12 protein-coding genes are annotated in these 16,253 nt (G+C 57.5%); 3 read left to right on the top strand and 9 right to left on the bottom strand.

From position 1 onward, the window contains the following. Window positions 1–275: 275 nt before the first annotated feature. The 6 genes from GYN08_RS17600 to GYN08_RS17575 form a co-directional block, all read right to left on the bottom strand. Window positions 276–1,796: a response regulator transcription factor gene (locus GYN08_RS17600; protein WP_166276899.1), complete on the bottom strand. Its 1,521-nt coding sequence runs from the start codon at window positions 1,794–1,796 to the stop codon at window positions 276–278. After that, window positions 1,771–3,630: a cache domain-containing sensor histidine kinase gene (locus GYN08_RS17595; RefSeq protein WP_166276897.1), complete on the bottom strand. Its 1,860-nt coding sequence runs from the start codon at window positions 3,628–3,630 to the stop codon at window positions 1,771–1,773. The genes GYN08_RS17600 and GYN08_RS17595 overlap by 26 nt, the downstream gene beginning before the upstream one ends. A gap of 223 nt (window positions 3,631–3,853) precedes the next feature. Beyond that, entirely contained in the window at window positions 3,854–4,132 is a 279-nt protein-coding gene (locus GYN08_RS17590) for a hypothetical protein (protein ID WP_166276894.1), read from the bottom strand. A gap of 47 nt (window positions 4,133–4,179) precedes the next feature. Further along, window positions 4,180–5,460, bottom strand: coding sequence for an ArsB/NhaD family transporter (locus tag GYN08_RS17585; RefSeq protein WP_166276891.1), 1,281 nt, complete (start codon window positions 5,458–5,460; stop codon window positions 4,180–4,182). Between the two features lie 185 nt (window positions 5,461–5,645). After that, window positions 5,646–6,404: an exodeoxyribonuclease III gene (locus GYN08_RS17580; protein WP_166276888.1), complete on the bottom strand. Its 759-nt coding sequence runs from the start codon at window positions 6,402–6,404 to the stop codon at window positions 5,646–5,648. Further along, window positions 6,401–7,954 (bottom strand): hypothetical protein, encoded by a 1,554-nt coding sequence (locus GYN08_RS17575; protein ID WP_166276885.1) that lies wholly within the window; start codon window positions 7,952–7,954, stop codon window positions 6,401–6,403. The genes GYN08_RS17580 and GYN08_RS17575 overlap by 4 nt, the downstream gene beginning before the upstream one ends. Before the next feature lie 365 nt (window positions 7,955–8,319). Here GYN08_RS17575 and GYN08_RS17570 point away from each other — a divergent pair, with 365 nt between their 5' ends. The 3 genes from GYN08_RS17570 (at window position 8,320) to GYN08_RS17560 (ending at window position 13,146) form a co-directional block, all read left to right on the top strand. Next, window positions 8,320–9,126 (top strand): coiled-coil domain-containing protein, encoded by an 807-nt coding sequence (locus GYN08_RS17570; protein ID WP_166276882.1) that lies wholly within the window; start codon window positions 8,320–8,322, stop codon window positions 9,124–9,126. A gap of 233 nt (window positions 9,127–9,359) precedes the next feature. Further along, entirely contained in the window at window positions 9,360–11,132 is a 1,773-nt protein-coding gene (locus GYN08_RS17565) for a solute:sodium symporter family transporter (RefSeq protein WP_166276879.1), read from the top strand. A 316-nt stretch (window positions 11,133–11,448) separates the two neighbouring features. Further along, complete coding sequence (locus GYN08_RS17560) at window positions 11,449–13,146, top strand: methyl-accepting chemotaxis protein (RefSeq protein WP_166276876.1); 1,698 nt, start codon at window positions 11,449–11,451, stop codon at window positions 13,144–13,146. A gap of 90 nt (window positions 13,147–13,236) precedes the next feature. Here the strand turns inward: GYN08_RS17560 and GYN08_RS17555 are convergent, their stop codons facing one another. The 3 genes from GYN08_RS17555 to GYN08_RS17545 form a co-directional block, all read right to left on the bottom strand. Further along, entirely contained in the window at window positions 13,237–14,931 is a 1,695-nt protein-coding gene (locus tag GYN08_RS17555; RefSeq protein ID WP_166276873.1) for an anti-sigma factor family protein, read from the bottom strand. Then, window positions 14,918–15,481 (bottom strand): RNA polymerase sigma factor, encoded by a 564-nt coding sequence (locus GYN08_RS17550; protein ID WP_166276870.1) that lies wholly within the window; start codon window positions 15,479–15,481, stop codon window positions 14,918–14,920. The genes GYN08_RS17555 and GYN08_RS17550 overlap by 14 nt, the downstream gene beginning before the upstream one ends. Window positions 15,482–15,757: 276 nt before the next feature. Further along, on the bottom strand, window positions 15,758–16,198 hold the full coding sequence (locus GYN08_RS17545; RefSeq protein ID WP_166276867.1) for a PRD domain-containing protein: 441 nt from the start codon (window positions 16,196–16,198) through the stop codon (window positions 15,758–15,760). Window positions 16,199–16,253: the final 55 nt, after the last annotated feature.

The raw sequence follows: 16,253 nt of genomic DNA, 5'->3' as shown, positions 1-16,253 counted from the left end.
TTATACCCTTTTTTCTCCCAAAAACAAGCTGATCTCCTCTCTAAGCGCCGCCTGGTTCCGTTAGATTTTCCGGGTTCCCGCAAACGGCTTCTAAGCGTCGTGTGAATCCGTTAAAATTCTGCTCGTTCGCCAAAACCCCGCTGAGCGCGCCAAAAGTCGGCTCCCCTTCCGCAAAGACCGAGCGTGCCGAATTCACGTTCCGGCACGGCGCACGGCAGAAATCGTTTTTTTTCGGACCGGGCAGTTCCGCGACATTTGCTGCGGCTCGCCGAAGTTCATTGAAGCGCCTTGTACTCCGTCGGCGAAATGCCCACGTACTTTTTGAACTGCTTGTAGAAATAGCCCGTCTCCCAGTAACCGACGCTGCGCGAAATGTCCTGCACTTTCTGGGTGGTCGTGCGCAGCTTCTCTTTTGCCCGTTCGATTCGGTATTTGTTCAAATAGTCGGTAAACGTCTCGCCCATTTCTTTATGGAACAGCTGTCCCAGGTACACGGGATGGATGTGATACTGCGAACCGAGCATTTTGAGCGACAGTTCTTCGCCGTAATGAGCGGCTATGTAACCGAGCACCTGCTGCACGACAGGGCTGCGGGTATCCCGGTTGAGCAGCCCTACCGTCTCTTCGGCCGCCCTCCGCACCGCTTCGATCAGTTCTTCCATATGCGAGGCCGTCCTTACGCGCTCCAGCACCTGCAGCAGCGGTTCGCCGTCGTCCTCGCGCTTGACCTCGCGCAGCACGGCCCGGAAGTCGGCGCAGACCCCGAGCGCGATATTTTGCAGTTCCTCCGGCGCCATGCCTTCCGTCCTGCTGAGCGCCGCGAAATCTTCGCCGATCCGCCGGGTCAGTTCCTCGCCGTCTCGGGCCAGGACCAACCGGGCATATTCGCGTCCCAGGGTCGCGCGCGCCTGTCCGGCCGCTTCCGGAGCGGAGGAAGTCCCCGCGGACGGCACATATTCGAATATCCGGCGCTCCGGATCGACGAGAGCGTACTCCAGCGCTTTCTCGGCTTCCGTTCTGCTGCACGGACCGTGCTGCGGCAGAGGTCCCGCACTTCCGATGCCGATGCGCAGCGCTTCTCCGCCGATTCGCCGCTCCAGCTTGGCGGCGACATCCAGCATCCGTTCGCGGCCTTCCCCTTCCGCGAGCGGAACGATGACCGCCGCATCCCCGTCCATCTCGCGGAAGACGACGCAGTCCGGCTCGCCTTGCAGCGCTTCCTCCGCGCGCAGGGCAAGCGTCTCGTCGCCGTCCGCCCGCAGAATCAGCACCGCCAGCTTCGGGCAGCGGAAGGAGATTCCCATCAGGCTGAGCCGCTCGTCAAACTCAGCCTGCGAGATCCGTCCCGTCAGCCAGCGGTGCAGCACGTTGTCCCGGATGATTCTTGCGCCGAAAGCCCCGAAGCGCTCTTCGCGCTCCGCGCGCCGCAGCTTTTCCGTCACGTTCGCCAGCGTTGCCTCCAACTCTTCGACATTGATCGGCTTAAGCAGGTAATTTTCGATGCCGAGCTTCATGCCTTCCTTGAGATAGTCGAATTCGTTGAATCCGCTCAAAACGATGACTTTCAGCTCCGGCCTCAGTTCCCGGACGCGGCGAATCAGCTCCAATCCCGTCATCTCCGGCATGGAGATGTCCGTAATGAGCAGATCCGCGGCCGTTTCGCGCAGCGCGTCGAACGCTTCCCGGCCGTCGAGCGCGCTGCCCGCCACCTCGAGCCCGAGCGAAGCCCAGTCGATAATGTCGTACAGCCCTTCGATAATGAACGGTTCGTCATCCACCAGAAACACTTTGTACATGCCGCTCCCCCTCTTCCGAGTTCCGATAACGTATTTCCACCAGCGTTCCCTGTCCGGCCCCTCCGCTGTGCACCTCGATTCCGTAGTCCGCTCCGTACAGCAGCCGAAGACGCTCGTGCACGCTGCGCAGGCCGAAGCCTCCTTCGGCTTCCCCGTTTTCGTCCGTGCGGTGAAGAGCGCATCTTACCTCGCGCAGCTTGTCGGCCGCGATCCCCCGGCCGTTATCCCTTACGCGGACCGCGATATCGCCCTGCTCTCCGTCCGCGAAAATCACGATCCGGTTGTTGTCGTCGCGGCTGCGGATGCCGTGCACGATATAGTTTTCCACGATCGGCTGCACGGAAAGCCTCGGCACCTCCGCCTTGAGCAGTTCCGGGTCGGCCTGGATATCGTAAGCCAGCCGATCCTTGTAGCGGATGCGGAACAGCTCCAGGTACAGCCGGCACGCCTCCAGCTCGTCCCCCAGCGTGTGCCGCTCTTTTTGCTGCACGAAGCTCTTGAACAGCATGGACAAACTGTAGATCATCTCCCCTACGTCGCGCGCGCCCTGCGACACGGCGCGCATCCGGATGACTTCGAGCGTATTGTACAGAAAATGCGGATTGATCCTCGCCTGAAGCGCGGCAAGCTCCGTATGCTTCTGCTTGATATCCGCTTTATACACCCGGTCGATGTACTGATTGAGTTCGTCGAGCATGTCGTCGAAGCTGCTGGCGATCTGTCCGAGTTCGTCTTCTTTCGGGTCGCCGATCCGGGTTGCGAGGTCGCCCCGTTTGACCCGCTGGGTCAGACGGATAATGCGGTTGGTGCGCTTCACGAACCTGAAAATGAACAGCGAAGGCACTAAAATCGCGAACACGATGCACACGGATCCGATCGTCCAAATCGTGTTCTGCAGGCCGCGGTAAGACTCCGCGGCTTCCGCTTGAGTCAGAATGCCCGCGACGGAATAGCCGCCGGAAGTCGAAGCGAGCTTGTTGAAGTACAATCCGCCCTCCGGAGACGGTCCGGAAGAATTGACGTCGTAGACCGACTCCAGACGCTCCGCATACGGAAATTTTCCTCCGTAGTAACGGCCCGACGTATCGAACAGCACCCGCCCGCCCGAAGACAGGACGAAGATGCCTCCGTTGAATTCTTGTTCGTAAGCGGTCAGCGCATTCCATAATCGGCTCGAATCGAACCAGACGGTCAGCTGCCCGAGATTTTTAAGGCTCTGCTTGTCGTTGACCGGCACCGTGACCGAGTACATCGCTTCTCCGGTACTGCCAAGCGCCCGGCTCACCCAGGCGTTGGGAACCGAGACGCTGGCGTTTTCGAGCGCCATCGCGTCGGGCACGTAGGACTGCGAGGCATTGACCGGCACCGTGCGAAACTCTCCGTCACGGCCGAAAGCGTACAGCATCTGCTGCTCGCTGCTGTACAGGACGAGCTTCCGGATATCCGGCCGAGTCTCGAGCACGTTTTCCATATGGGTCCTGGCATTGGCCGAATCGATCCCCGTCTGCGCGTAGCGGTCCAGCCGGTAGCGAACATAGTCCGGATAAGGATTCATCAGGAAATAGGACAGATCGAGCGAAAGGGCATCGTCCCGGTAAATGTCAGGCATGATCGAATCCGCTTCTCCGACTCGCAGTCCGATATAACGGTCGATGGCCGACATTGCGGCTTTTTGGTTATCCAGTTCCCGGCGCACCGCCGATTGGGACATGGATACGAACATGAAATAAGAGAAAGCGATGACCGTCACGATCGTAATGAAAGAGAAAAGGAGAATGGTTTTGGCAAACAGATTGTTTTTGACGCTTTTTCGATAGATGCCCCGAATGTCCATGTTCCGAATCTCCTCCCTCGCTGTCTGTTTTCGATATTTTCGCACTCCCTTTGCCACCTGTCCATCCGCGCCGAACATGATTTTCACCCGAACGTTCGGCTTGATCTTTTTAACCTTACCGAATGAAAACCCTTTCAATAAGAGGCGAAATTAAAGATGCCCCGTTCAAACTAAAGAAAACGGCGGCTCCGCCCGAAACCGGGCGGTCCGCCGCCGCTGCCTTTTACGCCCATTCCACCGCGGTCAGCAGACGGTTCGCCATCAGCGTCAGGATGAATTCGTCGTAGTGATCCTGCCTTACGATCACCCGATAGGTCCGGTCCGGATACGTATAAAAAATGACGTCCGTATAATCACGGTCATTCTCGAAATGGCGTCTTACGTTTTTTGCGTTTTGCGCGTAAGGATGCTGTTCCGACAAATGAATCTTGAACTCGATATCCTCTTCGTTGCGCGTCTCTTCGATCGTGATCAGCCGTTCGTCGTACCGGTATTTCAACATGTCCTTTGCCGCCTCTCCTCTATTTTCGCGTTCTTTCGGCGAATCGGTTACATCAAATAACGCAGGTACACGTACACGCTCGAAATGGCAATCGTCAAAAACATGATCGGAAAACCGTATTTCAGAAATTTGACGAAAGAGATCGGAGCCCCTTCCTTGCCGGCCAGCCCGGCCACGATCAGATTGGCGCTCGCCCCGATCAGCGTGCCGTTGCCGCCCAGGCAGGCGCCCAGCGCCAGGCTCCACCACAGCGGTTCCAAATTCGCGATCCCCATGTCGCCCATGTCCCGAATCAGCGGAATCATCGTGGCGACGAACGGAATATTATCGAGAAAAGCGGAAGCCAGCGCGCTCAGCCACAGAATGAGCATGGAAGCCGCCGTCAGATTGCCGCCCGTCAGATCGACCGCGCGTTCCGCCAGCCGGGAGATCGTTCCCGTCTCTACGAGGCCCGCCACGAGCACGAACAATCCCGCAAAGAAAAAGATGGTCGGCCATTCGACGCGCGTCAGCGCTTTTTCCATCGTGCGCTCGCCCGTCAGCAGCAGAAGCAGGAACGCTCCCGTCAACGCTACCGACGCCGATTCCCAGCCGAGCCCTTGATGCAGGAAGAAGCCCAGCACGGTCAGTCCGAGCACCGCGAGACACTTTTTCAGCATCCTCCGATCTTCCAGCAGCTCCTTCTCGTCCAGCTCCATGATGCCCTGCTTCAGCTCCGGCGTCGTCCGCAGCTGCTTGCGGAACAGCAGGACGAAGATCGGAATCAGCGCCGCGAGAATGATGACGATAACCGGCGCGAGGTTCGCGATAAACGACATAAACGTCAGCTCCGGCACGGCGCTGCCGATCATGATGTTCGGCGGGTCGCCGATCAGCGTCGCCGTACCTCCGATATTCGAACCGATCACCTGCGTCAGCAGATACGGAAATACGGGAACCCGCAGCTGCCGCGTAATGCTGAACGTGACCGGCACGATCAGCAGCACCGTCGTGACGTTATCGAGAAACGCCGAGCATACGGCCGTGATCAGGAAGAGCGCGATCAGGATGGCGACCGGGCTGCCTTTCGCTTTTTTCGCCGCCCAGATCGCCATATAGTTGAACAACCCCGTCTCCGCCGTAACGCCGACCACGATCATCATGCCGATCAATAGCCCCAGCGTGTTGAAGTCGATATGGTGCAGCGCCGTCTCCTGATCCACGATCCCCAGCAGAATCAGCAGCAGTCCTCCCGTCATCGCGATAATGGTCCGGTGAATCTTTTCGGTGATGATCAGGGCGTACACCACAAGGAAAATCACAATTGCCCAAATTGCCTGCTGTTCCATGCCACTCCTTCTTTCTCTGTACTTCCGGCCTCTCCCCGCCTGTCCGGAGCAAAGCGTTCGGACGAAAAAAAGACCTGTCTTCCGACAGGTCTTCGGGTGATGCGCCTTTGGAATCTTTATCCGAATTATAGGCCTGCATTCCCCGGATGTAAAGAGCTCGGCAGGTCTATCGGCTGCAGTATCGGTTAGAGCTCTTCCGTCTCCAGCACGACCGGGCAGTGATCGCTCCCCATAATCAGGCAGTCGATCCGGGCATCCCTCAGCTTCGGCGCCAAACGTTCGGAAGCCAGGAAGTAGTCGATGCGCCAGCCGATGTTGCGGGCTCTGACGTTCGCCATGTAGGACCACCAGCTGTAGACGTCCGTCTTGTCCGGATGGAAGTAACGGAACGTATCGACGAAACCGGCGTTCAGCAGCTCCGTCATCTTGCCCCGTTCCTCATCGGTAAAGCCGGAATTCCCCATGTTCGAGCGAGCGTTTTTGAGATCGATTTCTTGATGCGCCACGTTGAGATCGCCGCAGACGATCACCGGCTTTTCGGCGTCCAGCTTCTTCAGGTACTCGCGGAAGCGGTCTTCCCATTCCAGGCGGTACGGCAGCCGGGCAAGGTCGCGTTTGGCATTCGGCGTATAGACGTTGACCAGGTAAAAACTTTCGAATTCGAGCGTCAAAATCCGGCCTTCGTCCTCGCTGTCGGTTTCCATGCCGTAGCGGACGGACTCCGGACGGATCTTCGTGAACACGGCCGTGCCGGAGTAGCCTTTTTTCAGCGCGTAATTCCAGTACTGATAATATTCTCGGGTCGGTTCGATCGTGATCTGGCCTTCCTGCAGCTTCGTCTCCTGCACGCAGAAGACGTCCGCGTCCTGCTCTTCGAAATACTCGTTGAATCCTTTTTTGACCGCGGCCCGCAGGCCGTTGACGTTCCATGAGATCAATTTCATTGCGGGGCTTTCCTTTCTTTGCGCCGTTCCCGGCTTCGTCTGCTCAAATAACCGGCGGTTCGCATCACGATGAAGACCGGATACAAACCGATCGCCAGCAGGACCGCACTATAAAATAAAATATGTCGTATTTCATCCGCTTCGGCATAGTCCGGCATGCCCAACAGCGTTCCGACGAACTGAACGCCGAAAAGAAAGACGGCTCCGTTCAGCGGGGCCCAGAGCTTCGTGCTTTTCCGCCAATACGCGCCGGTAACCGGAAGCAGCAGGAACGCCGCCAGCAGGAAAGGCGTCGTGATGTCGTAGACGCCGTTCTCGGAATCGAGGGCCGCATTCGGCAGCAGCAGCCAACCCATCAAGAAATTCGCGGCCAGCAGAAGCAGGAACACGATCGAAGATAAGGTGTCGAAACGCCCCGATCCCGGCTGCTCCTCCTTTTCAGACGTACGTACTTCCAGGCCGTTCGCATCGACGGAATCCGGCGAAACGAAGCGCCGCTCCTGCGCGGTGGACAATCTCTCGAACGCAAAAACGCCGATCAAAAAGACGCCCAACGTCAAATCCAGCAGAAGCATATTCATATAGTAATCTCCCTCTACGCTCCGATAAAGTCCGGCACCGGCCAATCCGATCATGTGTACCGCAATAAGCTTCAGTACGTCGAGCGGGACTTTAAGGCCGGCCCTTCCGAGCGATCCGCGCCAATAGCGGCCGGCGACGGCGAACCAGGTCAGGTTGAACAGGGCCAATGCGCCGCTGGCCGAATCGAAATCGTCCGCCCAAAGAAATCCGTTCGTTCCGGGAATCGGCTCCCACAGCGGAATCCACAGCAGGGCGATGAGGAAGTTGACCAAGAAGCCGCCGATGCGAACGGGACGGTAAAAGCGCTTGTCGTTTCGCCGCTCCGCGGCCCGCTCGCGGGCTTCCGCCGAAAGCGACTTCCAGGGCAGAGGGAATTCCTCCCGCCGCACCTTGCGGTGACGCTCGATCGGAATGCCCGGGTCGTAAAGCGACTTGGGCAGCGACGCGTATTCTTCCCGAAAATCTTCCGCTTTCATGCGAATCAGGTTGAGTTCGGTCCGATACAGAGGGATTCCTTCCCTTCGAAGTTGGAACAGAACGTCTTCGAAACCTTCGCGATCCGTCCGAAACGGCAAACTTTTCAAGTACCGGTCCGTTCCTTCCTCGTCTTCGTACTGCAGGATCAGAACCGTATCGGTCCAGTAGATGTAACCGATCCGTTTATGTCTCGACTGCGTCCATGCTTCTCCCGCGATCAGCGCTTCCTTCGCCCTGCCGCCGGGAATCGGGATTTCCGATAGCTGCCGCGCCGCAACGCCGTTCAAATCTTTGGCGGGCCGCCAATCGGGACGCTGCATATCGCGGTAAGCCCGAACGAACAAAAACGCCCATTTATACATCATCCTGGCCAAAGCGGCAAAAGCGATGCCCAGCGCCAGAGTCAAATAAGCCGCGACCCAGACGCCGCGGAATCCGAAATATACGGAAAATCCGAATCCGGCCGCCGAAGCCGCCGCCAGAATAAGCATAAAGATGAAAGAGCCGACTTGGACGGAAGGTTTTTCACCGGGCGTATTCGATTCGGTAAGTTGAGCAGATCGGTTTTCCCCCGTATGCTGTTCGATAAAAATCTCCTCCTTGCTTGCCGTAAATGCCGTGTATCATTGTAACCTTTTCCGCCATGCGAGGAAACCCCGCAGCACGTTTTCTGCGAACAGATGTTTCTTTTATCGTTGACGAACGTTTTTCCCGCATGCTATAGTAGAGCCAATCGCAAACGAACGGCGCAGGGAAGCACCCTGCGGATCGGGCTTAACCGCCTTTTCCGCAGGGTGCTTTTTGTCGTTTTGTTTCTCTGCGTCCATTCAGCCAAATCGACAAAGGAGTTGAACGCATGTCCGCAAGTTCCAAAGTTCCCGCCGAATCCCGCCGTCCCGTCCGTTTTTTCGCCCTGCTGCTGAGTCTGATTCTCGCCGTTTCGCTCGCTCTGCCCCAGGGAAGCACGCATGCCGCCGGCGACGCCTGGGCTTCGGCGCTTTCCGGCATCGAAAGCCTGTATGACGGCTACACCGCGCTGGAAACGGCGAACAAGATCGAAAAGCTGGACATTCAATCGCTGCGCAAAGACAGCGCGGAGCGGCTCAAGGCCGTGAACGCCGCGGTCAAGGGCATCGACAAGAGCAAAATCGACCGGCTCGCCGCCGAAGCGGCAGCGCTGAAGACCAAACACGCCGCCCTGATCGCGCAGTACGGCGACCTCGGCAGGCAGGCCGCCGAAGCCCGCAAACGCAAGGACAAAAAAAACGCCGACCTGCTCGATTTGAAGCGCAACAAGCTCAAGCCGTCCGTCGACGCGGCCAAGCTGGAGATCAAAAGCGCCAAAGAAGCATTGGACGGAGCCAAGAAGCAGGCTGCCGCCAAAGCGAAGACCGTCAAGGACGCGCTCGCGCCCGTCGCGGCGCTCAAAAAGCAGGTGACGGCCGAGAACAAGACGATCGCCGCCTTCAACAAGACGCGCGCCGCTTCCTATAAGCGCTATCGCGCTTCCGTCAAGGCGGGCAACGCCATTACGGCCGCCGCCGAAATTACGCTGATGTACGCGCAGCTCGGCAAAATCCATGCTTCACAACAGAAGATTTACGGCTGGGAAAAACAGATTTCGGCGGCGATCAAGTCGGCGGCGGCCAAACTGCCGGCCTGAACGGGCGACAAGCACGCCGCCCGCACTCGCTTTGCGCCGGGCGCCTTAATCCGGTAATCCCAAGCTTTATCCTCGGTCCCCTCTTTTTCGAATTCCCGTCCGCCTGCGCGAGACTGCCCGCAAAAATTCGCCGTTCATGTTTCACCGTTCTTTCCTTCGGCTATTAATAGGGGGTATGTCGCCTGCTGCCGGAATTCTTTTCCGGGAATAAATTCGATGTTGAGGTGGTCCGTTTGGAAGTATCGAATATCTGGTTCACTTTGCTCTCCTGCTTATTTTTCATGGGACTCGTCGCTTATGTCTCTTACCGCATGACGAAGGGCGAAGTCAACAGCAGCGAGGGATATTTCCTGGCGGGAAAAGGCTTGAGCGGAACGTTTATCGCAGGTTCCCTCCTGCTGACCAACCTGTCCGCGGAGCAGCTGATCGGCCTGAACGGCCAGGGCTATAGGGCCAATCTGTCGAATATGGCCTGGGAAGTCACCGCCGGCATAGCGGTCATCGTGCTCGCCTTGTATCTGCTGCCCAAGTATCTCGGCGCGGGCATCTCCACGATTCCCGAATTCCTCAGCAAGCGGTACGACGAAGGCGTCCGCAGGCTGACGGTGCTGTTGTTCATGTTCGGCTATATTCTCGTGACGATCCCGTCCACGCTGTATTCGGGCGCGCTCGCGGTTATGCAGCTGTTCGACATTCCTTCGCTGTTCGGCATTACATACGGGCAATCGCTCTGGCTGATCGTCTGGGTCATCGGCATTATCGGCGCGATTTACGCGATCTTCGGCGGTCTGCGCGCCGTCGCCGTTTCCGATACGCTCAACGGAATCGGTCTGCTGATCATCGGCATTCTCGTCCCCGTCCTCGGCTTTATCGCTCTGGGCAACGGCAGCATGCTGCAGGGAATGAAAACGATTGCGACGCAGGCGCCCGAGAAGCTTAACGCGATCGGCTCCAGCACCGATTCCGTTCCGTTCGCCGCCATCTTTACGGGCATTCTGTTCGCGAACCTATTCTACTGGTCCTCGAACCAGTACGTCATTCAGCGGACGCTCGGCGCCAAAAATTTGGCGGAAGGACAAAAGGGAGCGCTGCTGTCCGGTTATTTCAAGCTGCTGATTCCTTTTTTCATGATGATTCCCGGCATTATCGCTTTTCATCTATACGGCGGAAATCTGGCGAGCGTCGACCTGGCTTATCCGACGCTGGTCGCCAACGAACTGCCCGTTTATTTAAGCGGGTTTTTCCTGGCCGTCCTGCTTGGAGCCGTATTCAGCTCGTTCAACTCCCTGCTGAACAGCGCCGCGACCATGTTTACGCTGGACATTTACAAGCCGCTGTTCGCGCCGGGCGCGGACGACCGGAAGCTGATTCGGATCAGCAAGGTGTTCGGCACGATCGTGGCGGTCATATCCATGGCGATCTCTCCGCTGCTCGTCAACGCGCCGGATGGATTATGGGACCTGATCCGCAAATTTACGGGTTTCTTCAATATTCCGATCATCGTGATTCTGCTGATGGGTATTTGGACGAAGAAAATACCGGCTCTGGCGGCCAAGGTCGTCATCGTCTTCCATGTCATCGCCTACTATATGCTCGTTTGGGGAACGGATCAGCTGCTGGGTATCGATCTCGGCCTGAATTTCGTCTACGTGTACGGAATCATGTTCTTCGTCGAAGCGGGCATCATGCTGCTGATCGGACGCATGAGCAAATCCGGACAGCTTTATCGCATCCCTTATCGTCCGGGCGGCGATATGACTCCATGGAAATACGCCGTCACGTCTTCCATCCTGCTGGTCTCGGCGATCGTCTGGGTTTACGTTTTATTTTCGCCGATCGGCCTGGCTTACGCGGACGGCATCGTCTCGCCGTGGTTCCTTCCGGCAACGGTCGTCTTGATCGTTCTGGCCGCGCTCATCTCGCTTCAGTCGATTCGCCGATGGAACGGACGCTATGCCGATTATCTGAAGCGGCTGCCGGATGACGCGAAGACCGAAGCTTTGTAGCGGAAGTCGAAACCTTTTAATGGAAAAACGTTCTCCGATCCGGCATACGGATCTTTCCGCAAAAGATACAAAAAGACGGGCTTTCGTCGTTCGCGGCGGAAGCCCGTTTCGGCGCGCGCCAGCTTACAATTTGTTTTTCCTTCTATTTATTTGAAACTTACTATTTAAAATTCGTCATTTTTCGACGATAATAAAATGTCAAATAACATCCGGGAGGAAAACAGCATTGAAAACGCACATACGCAGCTTTTTCGGATTAAGAACAAAACTTTATCTAATCATCCTGGTACCGCTCTTGGTTATCGGGATACTTGTCATGTTAACGATCCGCTCCGCTATTCAGCAGACCGCGCTTAACACGATGCAAAAAGACACGCAGCGGCTGGCCGAGAATACCGCCGCCGTTCTCGGCGAACAATCGGAGGCGATCGAGAACGTTTATAGCGGCGGAGAAAGCACCGAAGCTTATCGCTCGCTCCGCAGCCAGTTGAACAACCTGCGCCTGCAGTCGGGCGTACTCTACGTGTACATGCTCAACAAGACGGATTCCGGCTGGATTTATACGGTGGACGGCGCTCCCTGGGACGATGAAGAATACAGCCAGTTGGGGACGGAAGCCGAATTCGACGCCGATGCCGAAAGCGAGCTGCTGCGGGGCGAGACCGTGAATACGCCTGTGGCTTACAGCGAGGAATGGGGCTCTCTGTTCTCTTCTTTCACCCCGATTCGCGACGCCGAAGGCGCAGCGATCGGCTATTTGGGAATCGACGTCTCCGCCGCGACGCTCGAGCAGGTTACGTCCGCGACCCTTTCCGATACCTATCGGATCGTCATTCCGTTTTTTGCCGCCGTTCTGCTTCTTTCCATGCTTGTTATGCTGCTGGTCATCAACCGGCTGCTGAAACAGGTCGCCGGGATCAAGGCGGGCTTGGAGCAGGCTGCCGAGGGAAATCTGGACGTCTCCGTCCGGCGGATCACCGGAGATCAGCTCGGCGATATCGCCAAACTGACGGAGCACATGACCGCGCGAATGGCCGGCATGATCGAAGAAATCAAGGTTGGAGCGGAAACGCTCGTTCGTTCGTCCGGACGCGTCGAAGAAACGGCGAACACCAATCGCCAGCAGGCCGAAGAAATGGCGCGGGCAATCCATGAGATTGCGGCAGGTTCGATGCAGCAGGCCGAGCAAACGGAACAAGCTTCCCGACTGACGGACGAACTCGGCGGCATGATGGACGAAGTCGGGTCCTATGTGCGGCAGTTCGCCGGCATGTCGGAGCAGCTCGGAACGCTGCAGGCCCAAGTCAGCCGCGAACACGGGACGCTGCTCGAGAAAAGCCGCGGCAACGCGCACCGGGTCGACGATCTGACCTCCATGTCACGCGAACTTAACGAAAAAACGAAGCTGGCCGCCTCGATCAGCGGGCGCCTGAACGCGATCGTCAAGCAGACGCAGATTCTGTCCCTGAACGCCGCTATCGAAGCTTCGCGGGCCGGAGAAGCGGGCAAAGGATTTGCGGTCGTCGCAGGAGAGATGGGCGGACTCGCCCAGCAGTCCAAAGATTCCATTCAGGAAATCGAAAGCATCCTTACCTCCTTCGTCGTGCAGGTCGATCGCATGAACGAACATTTCGAAGCCAATCGGACGGACGTACGCCAACAGGAGCTTCAGATCTCCGAATGTCTCGAAGCCTTCGAAGCGGTTCGCGGCATCTCGATGCAGATCGAAGAACTGGCCGGCCGCCTCGACCGCCGCACCGCCGACATGCAGGACGCTCGCCGGGAGGTGGAGCAGCACATGAACGATATCGCCTCGGCTACCGAGCAGACGTCGGCCATGACCGAGGAAGTATCGGCGAGCGCCGAAGAGCAGCAGCGCTCCGCCGGCGAACTGAGCGGAATTTCCGGCCGCCTCTCGGAACTGGCCGACCGTATGCAGTCCGCGGTCGGACAATTCCGCACGAAGTCTTCCGACGGAAATCGGGCAAGAAAAGACGAAATCGCCGCCGAATAATCGGCAATCGCCAAAAAGCGTCAGGAAGGGCATAAGCCCTCCTGACGCTTTTTCATGCTTTTTGATTGAATGCCGACAAGCACCGTAAAACTATTGCCCATCCTTCTCCGGCACCGAAAGCGCATGATGCGGCAGCTCGAACGACCAGCCGAGATCACCGTAAAGCTTCGGCACCATCGTGCGGCGCAGCGTTAGCTGTTCCGGCAGTTTCTTCATATCCAAAATTTCGAAGCGGGTCTCGCTGTCAGCGGCCGGCTCGGGATAATAAATTTGGCCGTTTTCGTCGACCGCTTCCCATATTCCTTCGCGGGCATTGACGTATTCGGAACGATAATCCAAATACACGGCGTTCATTCCGTCCCGCTCTCCGACTTCCGCTCCCGTCAGCTCGAAGCGGTCGCCCTCGTCCTCCATCACGGCGGGGTTTTCCGCAAGATCGGACGGAGCGAACGTGATTTCTCCCCGGCCTTCCATTTCGGCGCGGTAGCCCTCCAAAATGAACCGGTAGGGTTCCCGTCCATCCTCGGACATTCCTTTCCCTTCAATCAGCGGATAGACGATCTCCCACTCTCCTTCTCCGGAAGACTCGTCATAACGGTTCGAGATTATATCCGGTTTGGAATATCCGCCGGCGCTGCCGAATCGGCCGACGGCGCTGCCTTCTTGATCTTCGATCCGGAATTGAAATTCCATCTGGCCGCCCAGCGCTCCCGGAGTTCGCTCCCTGACTTCGCCGGAAGAGGACGTATGCAGATCGATCCGGATCGCCTCCGGCGTCCGAATCAAACGCCGCACTTCGATACTCAATCCGTCCGGCGACTTGTAGGTCTCGCCGATGTCCGAAGATACGGCATATTTCTTGGCTTTACTTAGATCCAGCGCATAATCGAACGTAAGCGGATCGGTCTGGACGGCCTCTTCCCGTTCCTGCTCCGGATCGATCCGAAAAATCTCCTTGATTTCCCCCCGCAGATTGATCCGGTCGGGAGCCGGCTGATTCAACAGATATACATAAGCTTCCATTCCGTTGACCGGAGACTGATCCGTGAGGGCGTGGACCGCAGCCTCTTTGCCTTCGGAGTCGGTAAGCGCGAACGGAATTTCATACGGGAACGCTCGGCTGACGGGCTGTCCGTCGGCATCGGTCGTGCGGGTCAATATCACGATTCGCGAAGCGTCCGTAAGCACCGCCTTGACTTCAAAGCTGTAGCCGCTCTTCTTGTCGTTCAGCGAAATATCCGGATAGGCGACCAGACCGAACGCATCCAGCAGCGCCGCCTTGTGCGTCCAGCTCCATTCGTAGTCAGGATCGTTCAGCAGTTTCCCGATCCGTTCCCGGTCCGCGTCGTCGGCCTCGGCCTTCGGTCCCGCCGTCACGGAAGTCGGATTGTCCGTCTCTCCCGGCAGTCCGACGTTTCCCTGCAGCAGCGCGTATCCGCCCCCGCCTGCCAGCAGCAGAAGCGCGGATGCGGCGGCAAGCCGCGTTTTTTTCCATTGACCGGCCCTTCTCCCCTGCCGCGCCCCGGGTGCGGCTTTCGAACCGGAACGCTCGATCTCCACACTCTCCAGCGCCTTCATTACCCCGGCCGTAAAGTTGTCGTCCGGACTTTCCGCATAGAACGCGTTCTCCAGCATCCGCTGCTCGGCTCGAATCCGTTCCAGTTCCTTTTTGCAGACGGAGCATTCTTTCAGGTGCGCTTCCATGCCGGCTTTGGACGAACCTGCCGACGGAGCATTCTCTGTCATGGCATAGCGCTCAAGCTCGCTTCGGCTAAAGCATCTCATAACGCACGCCCCCTTCCGCCTGCACTTTTTTGTAAAGACTTTTTTTGGCCCGGTAAATGCGATTTTTGACCTGGTTTTCGCTCAGGCCCGTAATGTCGGCAATCTCGTCGTAGCTAAGTTCGTTCGTATATCGAAGCAGCAGCACGATCCTGTACTTCTCGGGCAGCCGTTCGAGCAGCCGATGCACTTCCCTGCGCATCTCGAGGTTCAGAACCTGTTTCTCGGGCGTATCGTCGCTTCGCGGCTCCGGCACCTGTTCGTCTTCTATGTAGAGCGGCCTTCGCCTTCGGGTAAAATCGCGCATGGCGTTTACCGCGATGCTGTAGATCCAGGCGGAAAATCGCTCGCCTTCGCGTAAACTTTCCAGCTTGCGGTACGCCCGGATAAACGTCTCCTGCGCCAGATCCTGGGCATCCTGATGATTGGCGCCCATCCCTCTGAGCAGCCCGTATACCTTTCCTTTATAACGATCCACAATTTCCGCATATCGCTGTTTGTCGCCTGCGGCGATTCGCCTCAGCAGTTCAGCTTCCGTCAGCAGTTCGCTCATCGGGCTTCCCCCTCTATATATGTATCGCTGTATGTTCGGATGCTCAGGCGGGCCTCCATTCTGCGGGTTTCGCCCGCTCCGCCTTAACTCGTATTGTCCCGCCCCGAAACAATATGTAGATAGACGAGACCCCGCGGAAAAGGTCTCGCTCTCCGCCGAATAAATTTTAACATCCGAAAAACTTTCTATCCGAACAAAAAAAGAGCGCTCTCGCGGAGCGTTCCCGATAAGCGGTTTATCTGTCGCGGCTCTTTCTCTGCCAGCGGCGTATCGTCATCAAGCCCGAGACTTTGCCGTGCCTGATATCACCTTGTGCACATGAAGCATTAAATCGAGGAGTTCGTCCTCGGGCAGCGTCGTCCCGCAGCGGCGCTCCAAATCGCTTCGGATTTCGTCGGCGCACTTGTAGCACTCCGGCATGTGCGTCCGGATCAATTCCCCCAGCGTACCGTCCGTCGCGGTCTCTCTTTCCTCCGCCTTGGCGGCCCGCCGCACCGAAGTGCGCAGGTGTTCCGCGAATCTTCGATAGGTCAGTTCCGACACGTCGCCGCTCTTGATCCCGAATCGGCGCTCGATGGCTCCGAAGGCGTTTTCGAGCACGCCGAACAGCAGCTCCCCTTCTTTGCTTTGTGCCGTCCTGCTTCGGTAACCGGCTTCTCCTGCCTGTTCTTCCTCCGCGACCACCATATGATCGTTAATGATTTGCGTGATTCTCATCGCTGTCGCCTCCATTAATCGGCCTTCCCGTCTTCCGGTGGTTTCAGCATAATTT

The sequence above is a fragment of the Saccharibacillus alkalitolerans genome (assembly GCF_011090185.1).
Taxonomy (GTDB): Bacteria; Bacillota; Bacilli; order Paenibacillales; family Paenibacillaceae; genus Saccharibacillus; species Saccharibacillus alkalitolerans.
Note: the sequence above shows the minus strand (reverse complement) of the source record. Positions and strands in the feature narration are given on the sequence as shown.